This is a genomic window from Allobosea sp. 01N443, from assembly GCF_056399325.1.
Window position 1 is genome coordinate 1 of sequence record NZ_JBFTRC010000149.1, and the last position, 13922, is coordinate 13922.

At 67.4% G+C, this 13922-nt stretch carries 10 protein-coding genes; 3 read left to right on the plus strand and 7 right to left on the minus strand.

Annotation, left to right across the window (positions count from 1 at the left end; translation table 11 throughout):
- A partial coding sequence (locus tag AC1DRP_RS26860) for a lyase family protein (RefSeq protein WP_476770047.1) occupies positions 1-700 on the minus strand: 700 nt, incomplete at its 3' end.
- A gap of 97 nt (positions 701-797) precedes the next feature.
- Between AC1DRP_RS26860 and AC1DRP_RS26865 the strand changes: the two genes are divergently transcribed.
- Positions 798-1787, plus strand: coding sequence for a LysR family transcriptional regulator (locus tag AC1DRP_RS26865; RefSeq protein ID WP_476770048.1), 990 nt, complete (start codon positions 798-800; stop codon positions 1785-1787).
- Positions 1788-1824: 37 nt separating this feature from the next.
- On the opposite strand, the gene AC1DRP_RS26870 is transcribed toward AC1DRP_RS26865, so the two are convergent.
- Entirely contained in the window at positions 1825-3705 is a 1881-nt protein-coding gene (locus AC1DRP_RS26870; protein WP_476770049.1) for a TRAP transporter large permease, read from the minus strand.
- Positions 3706-3920: 215 nt separating this feature from the next.
- Here AC1DRP_RS26870 and AC1DRP_RS26875 point away from each other — a divergent pair, with 215 nt between their 5' ends.
- Both AC1DRP_RS26875 and AC1DRP_RS26880 read left to right on the plus strand, forming a co-directional pair.
- Complete coding sequence (locus AC1DRP_RS26875) at positions 3921-4634, plus strand: spermidine synthase (RefSeq protein WP_441488805.1); 714 nt, start codon at positions 3921-3923, stop codon at positions 4632-4634.
- 45 nt (positions 4635-4679) lie between these two features.
- Positions 4680-5837: a winged helix-turn-helix domain-containing protein gene (locus tag AC1DRP_RS26880; protein WP_441504832.1), complete on the plus strand. Its 1158-nt coding sequence runs from the start codon at positions 4680-4682 to the stop codon at positions 5835-5837.
- A 22-nt stretch (positions 5838-5859) separates the two neighbouring features.
- On the opposite strand, the gene AC1DRP_RS26885 is transcribed toward AC1DRP_RS26880, so the two are convergent.
- The 5 genes from AC1DRP_RS26885 to AC1DRP_RS26905 form a co-directional block, all read right to left on the minus strand.
- Positions 5860-6954: an NADH:flavin oxidoreductase/NADH oxidase gene (locus AC1DRP_RS26885; protein WP_441488803.1), complete on the minus strand. Its 1095-nt coding sequence runs from the start codon at positions 6952-6954 to the stop codon at positions 5860-5862.
- A 125-nt stretch (positions 6955-7079) separates the two neighbouring features.
- Positions 7080-8036: an AEC family transporter gene (locus tag AC1DRP_RS26890; protein WP_441488802.1), complete on the minus strand. Its 957-nt coding sequence runs from the start codon at positions 8034-8036 to the stop codon at positions 7080-7082.
- A 159-nt stretch (positions 8037-8195) separates the two neighbouring features.
- Complete coding sequence (locus tag AC1DRP_RS26895; protein ID WP_441504831.1) at positions 8196-9539, minus strand: YncE family protein; 1344 nt, start codon at positions 9537-9539, stop codon at positions 8196-8198.
- 75 nt (positions 9540-9614) lie between these two features.
- Positions 9615-12536, minus strand: a complete 2922-nt coding sequence (locus AC1DRP_RS26900) for an FAD-binding and (Fe-S)-binding domain-containing protein (protein WP_441504830.1) — start codon at positions 12534-12536, stop codon at positions 9615-9617.
- 88 nt (positions 12537-12624) lie between these two features.
- The coding region (locus AC1DRP_RS26905; protein ID WP_476770050.1) for a tripartite tricarboxylate transporter permease at positions 12625-13922 on the minus strand (1298 nt) is incomplete at its 5' end.

Consider the following 13922-nt stretch of genomic DNA (forward strand, 5'->3'; position numbering starts at 1 on the left):
CCCCGACGGCAGCGACCGAGTTTTCGCAGGGCGCGTCATAGCCCAGTGCCTTGGCGCTGAGTTCGGGCGTCAACGCGATCGCCGAGCCGGCAAGCGCCGCCGCGCCGAGCGGCGACTGGCCGGAACGGCGCTCCCAATCCTGGAGGCGCGAGGCGTCGCGGGCGAGAACCTGGCCATGCGCCATCAGCCAATGGCCGAATGTCACGGGCTGGGCGCTCTGCAGATGCGTGAAGCCCGGGCAGACCGAGGCGGCGTGGGTGTCCGACTGGGCCGCGATGGCGTCCAGCAGTTCCACCAGCATGGCGCCGATCAGGCGAACCTGCTCGCGCAGATAGAGTTTCAGGTTGTTGGCCGCCTGGTCGTTGCGCGAGCGGCCGGCGCGGAGCTTGGCCCCGGCGTCGCCGATCCGGGCGATCAGGACGCGCTCGACGAAAGTGTGGACATCCTCGTCATCGGCGCTCGGGCTCAGGGTCCCGGCCTGGACCTCCTGCGAGATGGCTTCGAGGGCRGCAATGATCGCCTCCATTTCGGCGGCCGTGAGCAGTCCGGCGCGCAGCAATTCCGCTGCATGGGCCTTGCCGCCGGCGATATCCTGGGGGGCGAGACGGGCATGGGCGCTGGCGGCGCTCGAAAGCCGCATCAGCCGCGGATCCGGCTGCTTGCGGAAGCGGCCACCCCACAGGCGTGTCGTCTGGTTCATCGCTCTCCCCTTTGGTCTTTTGCAAAGACTGCCCCTTGACCCGTCAGCCAGCAAACGAAACGATCTCCGAAGGGTAGTCCAAAAAGGAATAGCTATTGTGGCCGGCAATCGCCTCCCGCCATCGACGACCGGACTCAGGGTTTTCCTCGCGGTTGCGCGGCTTGGCTCGACCGCGAAGGCGGCCGTCACGGTCAATCTGACGCAGAGCGCCGTCTCCAAGCAGATCCAGGCGCTCGAGGAGCATCTGGGGACGACGCTGTTCGAGCGCACGCCGCAGGGGCTGACGCTGACGGAAGCGGGCTCCATCTATAACCCCTATGCCGAGGCTGCGATCGAGCAGATGGAACGCGGCGCGCGGCGCCTGAGCGAACGCGCCGCCCAGGGGCGGCCGATCCGCCTCCACATGATCGCCATCGCCGGGGAACGCTGGCTGATGGAGCGCTTTCCGGTCTTCGCCCAGGCCCATCCCGAGATTGACGTGCAGTTCACCAATTTCGTCAGCGAGGAGGAGACGGAGGAGCCCGATATCGACATCGGCCACCAGAGCGGGCCACTGCCGGGGCGCGAGTCACATTATCTCTTCGGACGACAGGTCGCGCTCGTGGCCGCCCCCTCGCTGGTCGAGCGGATGGGCGGCTTCCAGCGTCCGGCCGATATCCAGAAGATGACCCTGCTTCAGCATTTCCAGATGCCGACCTTCTGGGCCGAATTCACCGAGACGCATGGCCTGCGGGGCGCGGTTCCCGCGCATACCGTGCGCTACGGCTACTATTCGGTGATCATCCGCGCGGCGATGGCGGGGCTCGGCGTCGCGCTGGCGCCACGCTGCTATGTGGCGGAGGAACTGGCTTCGGGCGCCCTGATCAACCCGCTCGGTCTCGGCTTCGAGAGCGCAACCGGCTGCTGGCTCACCTTCAGCCCCAACACCGAGCACAGGCCGGGCTTCGAGGCGCTCGTCGCCTGGCTGCGCGAGGAGGCGGCGATCTTCGAGGCGGCGACGCTGGCCAAGGAGGCCAATGATGCGTCGGCCGTCGCCGCCAGCACTGCTCCGGTGCCCCGGCAGGCAAGACGCAGCAGCGCGTCCTGAGCCGCGCTTCCGTCCCCGATGGCCTGCAGGATCAGCGCTACAGGAAGCCCGTCGAGATCCACGGCACAGCGGCGACGATCACGAGGCCGATGAGCAGGGCGAGCATATAGGCTCCRATATATTTCAGGCCCTCGTCCGGGTTGACCTTGCTGATCGCGCAGGCGCCGTAATAGCCGACGCCGAAGGGCGGGGCGAAAAGGCCGATGCCCATCGCGAGCACCACCACCATCGCGTAATGGACCTCGTGCACCCCGACCTGCTTGGCGATCGGGAAAAGCAGGGGGCCAAACAGCACGACAGCGGGGATGCCTTCGAGCACGCTGCCGAGGATGACGAAGGCGAGGATGGAGATCGCCAGGAAGCCCCAGGTGCCGCCGGGAATCGCAGACATCATGCGGGCGAGATCCTGCGAGAAACCCGATTGCGTCAGGCCCCAGGCCATGGCGGTGGCGCAGCCGATGATGAAGATGATCGCGCCGGTCAGCGAGGCGGTATCGACCAGCATCTTCGGCAGGCGCCGCCAATCGAACTGGCGGTAGAGCAGCAGGCCGGCGAGCACGGAATAGGCGATGCCGATGGTCGAGACTTCGGTCGCCGTGGCGACGCCCTCGACAACCGCGGCGCGGATGACGAAGGGCAGGGCGATGGCGGGCAGCGCGATCAGCGCGAGCTTGCCGATCTGCCGGCGCGACTGGCGCACGACATGGCCGAGATCCTCGTGGCGATAGCGCCATCTGACGACGCAGCAGAGTGCGACGCCGAGCACCATTGCCGGCAGCAGGCCGCCSGTGAASAGGGCCGCAATCGAGACGCCGGTSRCSGAGCCGATSGTGATCAGCACGAKCGAGGGCGGGATCGTCTCGGTYTGCGCGCCGGTYGCSGAGAGCAGGGCGACGAGATCGCCCGGCGCCGCGCCGCGCGCCTTCATTTCGGGGAAGAGCACCGGCGCGATCGCGGCCATATCGGCGATCTTCGAGCCCGAGATGCCGGAGACCAGATACATCGCGCCGATCAGCACATAGGACAGGCCGCCGCGGACATGGCCGAGCAGCCCGGCCAGGAACTCGATCATGGCACGCGCCATGCCGGTCATCTCGATCAGCGCGCCAAGGAAGATGAAGAGCGGCACGGCGAGCAGCATGATGTGGCTCATGCCCTCATCGAGCCGTCCGACCATGACGATCAGGGGGGTCGAAGTCGTCAGCGCGAGATAGCCGAAGGTCGCCAGCGCAAAGGAGAAGGCGATCGGCACGCCGGAGAAGACGTTCAGCGCGACGACGCCGACGAAGAAGATCACCAGGTTGAGTTTGCCGAGCGGCTTCAGGACGGGGCCGGCAAGCCAGAACAGCAGCAGGAGGGCGGCCGTCAGGGCAATCGCGATCAGGGCCGGCTTGAACGAAGGCAGGCGCAGCATCCGGCAGAAGGCGACGACCAGCATCAGGCCGATACCGGCCGGGATTGCGGCTGCGCGCCAGGCATTGGTGATTTCGAGCGCCGGAGTGACGATGAACGCCTCCTCCTCGGCATACTCGAGCGCATGCGGCAGGAGCAGCAGCAGGAAGGCAATGCCGGCGGTGATCGCCAGCGCCTCGAGGCAGGCCCGCGTCTGCGGGCCGACACGGCTGACCAGGCCGGTCATGCGCATATGCTCGCCGCGCCGGAGCGCAACCACCGCGCCCAGCATGGAGAGCCAGAGGAACAGGATCGAGGCCAGTTCGTCCGACCAGACCAGCGGTGCATGGAAGACGTAGCGCGCCGTGACGCCGGCGCCGAGCAGGCCGATCTCGATGACGACGAGCACGGCCACGACCAGTTCGACCAGCCCGCCGACGCTGCGGTCGACGAGGCCGACAGCGCGGCCGAGGCCGCTGGAGGGCCGGATGGCAGGCGCTTGCGACGCTGCGGCCTGAAGCTCCATGACGTTTCTTCCAGTCGTTGTTTTCGTGCCTTATAGGCGTGCGCGTGGCATCAGGCGAGCGCGATGGCAGCCGCTTCCCGGGCAACGGGTATTCGCTGGAGTCCGGCCTGAAACTGGCGAATCCACGGAGCGGGAATTGCGCAGCCGGCGCTGCTATGCTGTTGCGGGCGGCTGCTACCCCAGAAACCCTGCCGCCCCAGAAGCCGAGTGAACCCGTGATTCCCTGGATCCAGATCGATACCGCGACGATGCCGGGTGGCGGCGGCGAAATCCGCCTCAAGCAGCGCGGTGCGGAGTTCTCGATCATGCTGGGCGCGATCGAGCTGATGAACAGCCGCCTCAGCGGCTCGGAGGAGGCACTGGCAACGCTGGTCGCGGCGCGTCTTGCCGGCCGGCCGGAGCCCCGCATCCTGATCGGCGGGCTCGGCATGGGCTTTACCCTGCGCGCGGCGCTGGCGGCGTTCGGGCAAGGCGCGCAGATCGTGGTCTCGGAGCTCGTGCCGGCCGTCGTCGCCTGGGCCCGCGGTCCGATGGCTCAGGTCTTCGGCGATTGCCTCGCCGATCCCCGTGTCACCATCCGCGAGGAGGATGTCGCACGGACGATCGGCGCCGCTCCCGCGGCGTTCGATGCGATCCTGCTMGATGTCGACAACGGCCCGGAGGGGCTGACGCGCCGGGCGAATGACGATCTCTACGACATGGCGGGCCTCGCCGTCGCACGCGCAGCCCTGCGTCCTGGCGGCGTCCTCGCCGTCTGGTCGTCCGGTCCCGATCATGGCTTCACCCAGCGCCTGCGCAAGAGCGGCTATGCCGTCGAGGAGGTGAAGACGCGCGCCAACGGCAAGCGCGGGGGCGCAAGGCACGTGATCTGGCTCGCGACCGGTCCGGGTGCCGCCCAGTCCGAGCGCGCGCGGCGGGCCGGTTCATGATCGCTCCTGACAGGAGGGCGCGCGCAGCGTCGCTATAGATCCGACATGCCGAGACGTCCGCCAAAACCCCTCTCGATCAGCCCGTCGCAGGCCCGCCGGATCTGGCTACGCGCCCAGCGGCTCGATACGCTCGCTCCCTTTGGCGACGGCTCCGAAGCCACGCCGGCGGCGGTGGACCATCTCGGCTATGTGCAGATCGACACGATCAACGTGGTCGAACGCTGCCATCATCACATCCTGTGGACGCGCATTCCGGACTATCAGCGCGCGCATCTGCGCCAGGCCCAGAGCATCGACAAGAGCGTCTTCGAATACTGGACGCACGCGCTGGCCTATGTCCCGACCCAGGATCTGCGCTTCTTCCTGCCCGAGATGAAGCGGCGGCGCGAAAACCCTCCGAGCTGGTTCAATTCGGTGACGAACGAGGACCTGCGCAAGGTCATGGGCCGCGTTCGGCGCGATGGCGCGCTCTCGATCCGAGACATCGACGATGATGTGCTCATCGAGAAGGATCATGCCTGGGCGAGCCGCAAGCCCTCGAAACGCGCCCTGCAGCTCGCCTTCTTCAGCGGTGCGCTGACGATCTGCGAGCGCGCCGGCATGCTGAAGAGCTACGAGCTTCCGGAGCGGCATTTTGGCTGGGAGCGCGCCCCACGCCCGGCCACCGAGAAACAGGTTCTCGACTATCTCCTCGACCGGGCCTTGCGATCGCAGGGCATCGTCAGCCTCGACTCGGTCTGCCATCTCGACGCGCCGCGCAAGCCCGCGATCCGCGAGTTGATCGAGACGAGGCTACGCCGCAGAACGCTCGTGCCTGTCACGATCGAAGGGGCGGGAAAGCAGGAGCATTGGGCGCAACCCGCCATGCTCGAACCGACGCCGGCACCGGATGCCGAGCTGGTCCATATCCTTTCGCCCTTCGATCCGCTGATCATCCAGCGCAAGCGGCTGAAGCTTTTCTTCGGCTACGATCACCTGTTCGAGGCCTATGTGCCGAAGGAGAAGCGGGCGATGGGATATTTCGCCCTGCCGGTTCTGGTCGGCGACGAGATCGTCGCGGCGATCGACCTCAAGGCCGATCGCGCGAACGGGACGCTTCTCGTCCAGCAATGGAACTGGGTCGGCAAAGGCTCTCCCGAGCGGCACAAGGCGGCCATCGAGGACGCGTTGCACCGGTTCGAGCGCTTCCAGCTGGAGACCTGATCCAGCTGGCTCAGGCTTGCGTTCAGCCGAAGAGATTGCGGAACTGCCGCGGCTGGGAGCGCAGATACTGGTTGGGCGCCTTGACGCTGGCACCGAGATGGGCGGCGGCGTGCCAGGGCCACCGCGGATCGTAGAGGATGCCGCGCGCCAGCGCGACGAGATCGGCATCGCCGGTGCCGACGATCGCTTCGGCCTGATCCGGCTCGGTGATCAACCCGACGGCGATGCTCGGCAGATTGGTCGCCTGCTTCACGGCCCGGGCGAAGGGGACCTGGTAATTCGGCCCAAGCGGGATCGCCTGCTTGGCCGAGAGCCCGCCGCTGGAGACATGCATGAAGCTGCCGCCGCGCGCCTCGACCGCCCTTGCGAAAGCGACGGTCTGTTCGACGTCCCAGCCGCCCGGGACCCAGTCGGTGCCGGAGACGCGGAAGCCGACCGGGATCTCCGCAGGGACCACGGCCCGCACGGCATCATAGACTTCGAGCGGCAGGCGCATGCGGTTCTCGAGCGAGCCGCCATACTCATCCCCGCGCTGGTTCGAGAGCGGCGAGAGGAACTGGTGCAGGAGATAGCCGTGGGCGGCGTGCAGCTCGATCGCCTGCAAGCCCAGCCGCACGGCGCGCTTGGCCGATGCGGCGAAGTTCTCGCGGATGCGGGCGATGCCTGCGAGATCGAGCGCGAGCGGCGCCCGGGGATGATCGCCAAACGGGATGGCGGACGGGGCAAGCGTCTGCCAGCCGCCTTGGTCGAGCCCGAGCTGGCCGCCGCCTGTCCAGGGCGCGGCCACCGAGGCCTTGCGCCCGGCATGGCCGAGCTGGATGCCGATCGGCATGTCGGAATACGCACGGACCGCCGCCAGCGTCCTGGCCAGGGCCGCTTCCGTCTCGTCCGACCAGAGGCCGAGGTCCAGCGGGCTGATCCGGCCCTCCGGCTCGACGGCCGTCGCCTCGATGAACATCAGCGCGGCGCCGGACAGGGCGAGATGGCCGAGATGGATCGTATGCCAGTCGGTCGCCCGGCCATCCTCGGCCGAATACTGGCACATCGGCGCGATCACGATGCGGTTGGCGAGTTCGAGGCCGCCGAGCTTGTACGGGGTGAAGAGCTGGCTGGTCATGATGCCTCCGGCGGTTCCATCGCGCCGCGCGGACGGACCCGCCGACCGGCTGTTTCTAGCCGTCTCGCCAAGCCGCTGACTACAGGCAACAGCGCAAGGGCACGGTTGCAGTTGCGAAGAGAGCGCTACGGCGCTCCCGTGGCAGCCGAGACCAGCCAGATCGCGACGGGGAAGGTCAGCGCCGCCAGGGCCGTGGAGAGCACGATCGCAGCCGCGATTGGCCGGCTATCGGTCTCGAAGCGCTCGGAGATGACGAAGACATTCGCCGCGATGGGGAGGGCCGAATAGAGCACGCCGGCCGTGACCCAGAACGCGTCAAGCTTGAGCACGACGGCAAGCACGATCCAGGTCACCAGCGGGTGCAGCACGAGCTTGCCGACGACCAGTGGTGCAATCCCGAGGGCCGGGAGCTTGCTGCCGCCACCGCTCCATTGTCGCGCCGCGAGGCCGAGCGCGAAGACGCCGACCGGCGCAGCCGCATTTCCGAGGAAGGAGAGGAAGCGGTCGACCGGTTCCGGGATCGCGACCCCGCTGACCGAGAGCGCGAGGCCGCCTGCGATCGACAGCATGAAGGGGTTGAGGATCGTGCCGCGAATGAGCCGGCCGGCAATGGCGGGTGCCGAACCGGCGCCGCGCCCGGCCTCGATCAGCCCGATCGACAGGGGCACGACCAGCGCCGTGTCGCAGATCAGGCCGATCGCGATCGGCGCTGCGGCGCGCTCGCCGAGGAAGGCCAGCATCAGGGGAATGCCGAGAAAGGCGAAATTGCCGCCGACGAGGCTCTGCCCGCGCGAGACCGCATTGGGGAAGGGCAGGGCGCGCAACCGCGTGCCGATGAGGATGCCAAGCGCCATGATCGTCACGCCGATTGCTGCCAGCGCCACGAAGAAGGTCGTGTTCCAGAGCTCGGCGATCGGCTGCCGCGACATCACGCGCAGCACCATTGCCGGCGTCGCGATCATGAAGGCGAAGGTGTTGAGCACCCTGACGGAATCGGGGCCGAACAGCGTGCGGCCGGAAACCAATGCGCCGAGCGCGATCACCGCGAAGAACGGCGTGCTGGTGGCAAGGAATTGAAGCATCGATTGCGCTGACGGCTGGAGAACCCGCGCGTCGTCCCGGCCGTGCCTGTCCCGGCACCGGAATGACGCGCGTTGTCCTGCTCTCTACCAGCCGGGACTTGGCATTGGCCATGCGGCCCGATGCCTGACCGCCCGCCGCCAACGCAGGCCCCGTCGTGATCAGTTCGCCTGGAAGGCGCCGATCATGTAGCTCTCATTGCCGATCTCGGTGACGCGGCCCTTCACCTCGTAGCTCGCGAGATCGACGATCCAGACCACGCTGGAATTCGACTTGCCCTTGGGCGCTCCGGTGATCGCGGCATATTTTCCGTCGGGGGTGATCGCGATGCCGCGCGGGCGGGAGGGCTCGCCGCCGGGCGTCTTCAACTCGACCCTCTTGATCGTTGCCGGCTGCCCGGCGATGGCCTTGGCGACATCGATGATGTCGATATTGTTCGAGCGGAAATGCGTCGACAGGATGCGCTTGCCGTCCGGCAGGAACGCCGCCACGAAGGGGCGTGTCGGCACGGACTTGTCGTCGGTGCCGACCAGCACGCGGGCGACCTCGGCCTTGGCAGGGTCCGACAGCGCCTTCTCGACATCGATGATCGAGACGGTATTGCCGGGCCTGTCGGTCTGCGCGTTCTCGCGCGAGGCATGCGCCACAAGCTTGCCGTCCGGGCTGGTCGAGATGCCGAAGCCGCCCGCCTGCACGGGAATGCGCGCGATCTCCGCTCCGACTTCACCCGCAATCGCCTTTTGCAGGCTGATCACCGAGATATCGTCCGTTCCGCCATTGGCGCCGAAGATCGTGCCCCCACCGAGCGGACTGATCGTCACGCCGTTGGTGTCAGGGAAACAGCCGAATTTCGGGTCGGGCGCGCGGTGCGGCACGGGATCGGGAGGGCATGGGAAGCCGGGCTTGCCGAAAGCCTGCTCGACCCGACGAATGACCTTGTTGCTGGCGAGGTCGACGATGCTGATATGGCGGCCGCCATCCTCGTCGCCCTTCTGTTCGGCATGGGCGAGCGCGGCATGCCGGCCGTCAGGAGCGATCGCGAAGCCGGTCGGCCCAAAGCCTTCCGTCTCGATATAACCCTCGACGGCCGCAAGCGTGCCGTTGCTCGCCGGATCGAGCGCCTTCTTGAGATCGACGATGGTGACGGTGCCGGCATGGCCGTGCTGGAAGGCGGCGGCATCGTCGGGCCTGGTGCGGCCGGAATGATTGACCACATAGGCGCGCCGGTAATCCGGCGCGATGGTGATGGTGATCGGCTGGCCGCTGGAGATTGTGTCGGCCTTGCCGGTCCCGGTCGCGTCGATATCGGGCGTGACGCGGATGCGGTTCACCACCGCTTTCGGCGTGCCGTCATTGGCCGGATCGATCGCCCTTTCGAGGTCGATCACCAGGACGACATTGTCCCAGCGCCCGCTTGCGAGGAAATAGTCCTTTGCCATGGCGGCCTGTATTCCTCCGGCAGCGATCAGCGCCGTGACGCCAGTCAGAAGCATCGTCCTTAGCATCGTCCGTCCTCCTTCGGCTCACCCGTTTGTCCGGGTCCTTGGTTGGGATGCCTGCTGCCGCTCCGGCTTTTCGCGTCAGCCCTCCAACGCCATGTCGAGCACGCGGGCGACATGCAGCGCCTCTCGGCCTGCACCATCGTGGATCTGGTGGCGGCAACTCGTGCCATCGGCAACGACGAGGTCCTGCGCGCCTGCCTTGCGCACTGCCGGCAGCAGCGAGAGCTCGGCCATGGCGAGCGAGACATCCATGGTGTCCGCGCCGTAGCCGAAGGCACCCGACATGCCGCAGCAGCTCGACTCGATCGGCTTGACGTCGAGACCCGGAATCGCGCGGAGCGTCGCCTCGACGGCGCCCATCGCCGCGAACGCCTTCTGGTGGCAATGCCCGTGCAGATGGGCGACGCGGCCCGCCTGGTCCTTCAGCGGCAACGTGGTCGTCCCCGCCTTGATATCGGCCGCGAGCAGCTCTTCGAGCAGGAAAGCCGCGCTGGCCGCGGGTTCAACCTGCTCCTTGGGCAGGATCGCGCCAAACTCGTCGCGGAAGGTCAGCAGGCAGGACGGTTCGAGCCCGACGATGCGGGCGCCCCCGGCAATATAGGGCGAGAGCGCATCGAGCGTGCGCTTGGCCTCGATGCGCGCCTCGTCGACCAATCCGGCCGAGAGGAAGGTCCGTCCGCAGCAGAGCGGCCTGCCGCCGTCAGCCGGTTCGACCTTGTGGATGCGATAGCCGCCGGCCGCGAGCACGCGCTCAGCCGCCTCCATATTCTCGCGCTCGTAGTAGCGGTTGAACGTATCGCCGAAGAGCACGATGTCGCGGCCGTCGCCCTTCACATCGCCAGGCGTTGCCGGGTTGCCGGCCTGCACCCAGGGCTTGCGCCAGACCGGCAGCGAGCGGCGCGCGCTGAAGCCGAGCCAGCGCTCGCTCAGTTTGGCCAGAGCAGGGATGCGATCGCGCAGGTTCATCAGCGGCGCCAGTTTCGCGGCATAGGGCGCATAGCGCGGCAGCCAGGCGATCAGCCGTTCCTTCAGGGGCAAGCCATGGCGCTGGTGATAATGGTGGAGGAACTCGATCTTCATCCGGGCCATGTCGACGCCGGTCGGGCAGTCGCGCTTGCAGCCCTTGCAGGAGACGCAGAGATCGAGCGTCTCCTTCATCTCAGGCGAGGTGAAGGCGTCGGGGCCGAGCTGCCCGGAGATCGCGAGGCGCAGGCTGTTGGCGCGCCCGCGCGTCAGATGGGTCTCGTCCCTGGTGGCGCGATAGGACGGGCACATCGTGCCGCCGGAGAGTTTCCGGCAGGTGCCATTGTTGTTGCACATCTCGACGGCGCCGCCGAGCCCGCCCCAATCGGACCAATCGAGTGCGGTTGCGGCCGGGATAGGCGTCGCATAGCCCGGCGGAAACCGCATCAGGCTGCGATCGTCCATCTTGAGCGGCCGCACGATCTTGCCGGGATTCAGCCGGTTCTCCGGGTCGAACCCGTCCTTCACCGCCTCGAAGGCGCGCGTCAGCGGGCCGCCGAACATCGGTTCGACGAATTCCGAGCGGGAAATGCCGTCGCCATGCTCGCCGGAATAGGAGCCCTTGAACTGGCGCACGAGGTCGCAGGCGGCCTCGGCGATGCCGCGCATCGCCTTGACCCCGGCCTCGTCCTTCATGTTCAGGATCGGGCGGACGTGCAGGCAGCCGACCGAGGCATGGGCGTACCAGGTTCCGCGCGTGCCGTGACGGGTAAAGAGCTCGGTCACCGCGTCGGTATAGTCGGCGAGATGTTCGAGCGGGACGGCGCAGTCCTCGATGAAGGAGACCGGCTTCCCGTCGCCCTTCATCGACATCATGATATTGAGGCAGGCCTCGCGCACCTCCCAGACCGGCTTCTGCCGTGCCGGTTCGACGACCTCGACGACCGCGTCGGCAAAGCCGTGATCGGCCATGCACTGGTCGAGCCGCTTCAGGTCGTACTTCAGCGCCGCGAGATCGTCGCCGGCGAATTCGACCAGCAGCAGGCAGTTCGGCTGGCCCCTGGTGATGTCGGCGAGCGTTCGCACGAAGAGCGGGATATCGGCACCGAGCACCAGCACATTGTTGTCGACGAGCTCGACCGCGACCGGACCCAGCGCCACGATATGCTGCGTCGTCTCCATCGCCGCACGAAAATCCGGGAAATGGCAGACGCCCATGACGCGGTGGGTCGGCAGGGGCGAGAGCCTGAGCGTCGCCTCCGTGGTGATCGCGAGCGTGCCTTCCGAGCCGACCAGCAGATGCGACAGGTTCGGCCGGGCCGGGAGCAGCTCGTCGAGATTGTAGCCGCCGACCCGGCGCTGCACCTTCGGGAAGATGCGCTCGATCTCGTCGCGGTGCCCGTCCGCCAGGGACAGCATCCGCGTCATCAGGTCCCGCGTCCTGACCGAGGCATTGTCGCCGACCGGGTTCTCGCCCAGCGCAAAGGCCTCGCCGTCATGGAACTGCGCCCGCAGGGCAATGACATTGTCGACCATCTTGCCGTAGCGCAGCGAGCGCGCGCCGGAGGAGTTGTTGCCGGCCATGCCGCCAATGGTGCAGCGGCTCGCGGTCGAGGGCTCGACCGGGAAGAACAGGCCGTCCTTCTTCACATGGCTGTTGAGCTGCTCCAGCACGATGCCGGGCGCGACCGAGACCGTGCGCGAGGCCGGGTCATAGTCGCGGATCGCGTTAAAATGCCGGCTCATGTCGAGGATCAGCGCATCGCCGATCGGCTGGCCGTTTTGCGACGTGCCGCCGCCGCGCGCGATCACCGGAACGCCGTGCTCGGCCGCGATCTGGAGCGCGGCCGCAATGTCGGTCTCGCTCTTCGGAAAGGCGATACCCTGCGGGATGATCTGGTAGATCGAGGCGTCGGTGGCATAACGCCCGCGCGTGAATGCGTCGAAGCGGACCTCGCCTTCGAGCGCCTGGGCGAGGCGCCGTTCGAGCCCGAGATTGCGCGAGCCCTGTTTGGCGAGGGGGGCAGCATGGGTCATCGCGTCACGTATCCATTCCAGTTCATCTCGACCCGGCTCTGCGTTTCAATTTGGCCGGGACGACCCGCGTTCGCGTCCGAACGCATTCTCACTCGGCGGCTTCTGCCGCCTTTCCGGCCCGGCCGCTTCTGCGCCGCACCGCCCCGATCAGGTCCGACACCGGCCCCCAGAAGAGCAGGATCATCGCGAGCGCWACCAGTGTCGTGACGAGCCCGTTGGCGAAGAAGACCCCGAGACTGCCGCCCGAGCCGAGCAGGGCCTGCCGGAAAGCGTCCTCGGCCCGGTCGCCCAGGACCAGCGCCAGCACCAGCGGCGCCAGCGGGTAGTCGAGCTTCTTGAAGACATAGCCGATGATGCCGAAGATCAGCATCAGCCAGATGTCGAAGATCGAGTTGGAGATCGTATAGGCGCCGATAGCGCAGACGATCAGGATCACCGGCGCGACGAAGGAGAAGGGGATGCGCATGATCGCGGCGAAAAGCGGCACGGTCGCCAGCACGATGATCAGGCCGGCGAGGTTGCCGAGATACATCGAGGCGATCAGCCCCCAGACGAAGTCCTTCTGCTCGACGAAGAGCATCGGCCCGGGCTGAAGCCCCCAGACCAGCAGGCCGCCGAGCAGCACGGCCGCCGTGGCCGAGCCCGGGATGCCGAGCGCCAGCATCGGCAGCAAGGCGCTGGTGCCGGCGGCATGCGCCGCGGTCTCCGGCGCAAGCACGCCCTCGATCTCGCCCTTGCCGAAATTGGCGCCGCGCCGCGAGAAGCGCTTGGCGAGGCCATAGCCCATGAAGGAGGCGGCGATCGCGCCGCCGGGCGTCACGCCCATCCACATGCCGACGAGGCTGGAGCGGACGAGCGTCGCCCAGTAGCGCGGCAGCCCGGCCCAGGTCCGCAGCACGACCTTGAGATCGATCGTCGCCTGCTTGCCCTTGAAGACCAGTCCCTCCTCGACGGTGAGCAGGATCTCGCTGACGCCGAACAGGCCGATTACGACGATAAGGAAGTCGAAGCCGCGCATCAGCTCGGTCGAGCCGAAGGTCATGCGCAGATCGCCCGAGATCGAGTCGAGCCCGACTGCCGCCAGCAAGAAGCCGATGCAGAGCGAGGCCAGGATCTTTGCCCGGTTTTCCCGGCCCATGCCGATGAAGGAGCAGAAGGTCAGCAGGAAGACGGCGAAGAACTCGGCGGGCCCGAAGCGCAGCGCGAAGGAGGCGACCAGGGGGGCGACGAAGGTAATCAGGATGACGCCGGACAGCGCCCCGATGAACGAGGCCGTGAAGGCGGCCGTCAGTGCCTCGGCCGCCTTGCCCTGCACCGCCATCGGATAGCCGTCGAAGGTGGTCGCRACCGACCAGGCCTCTCCGGGAATATTGAACAGGATCGAAG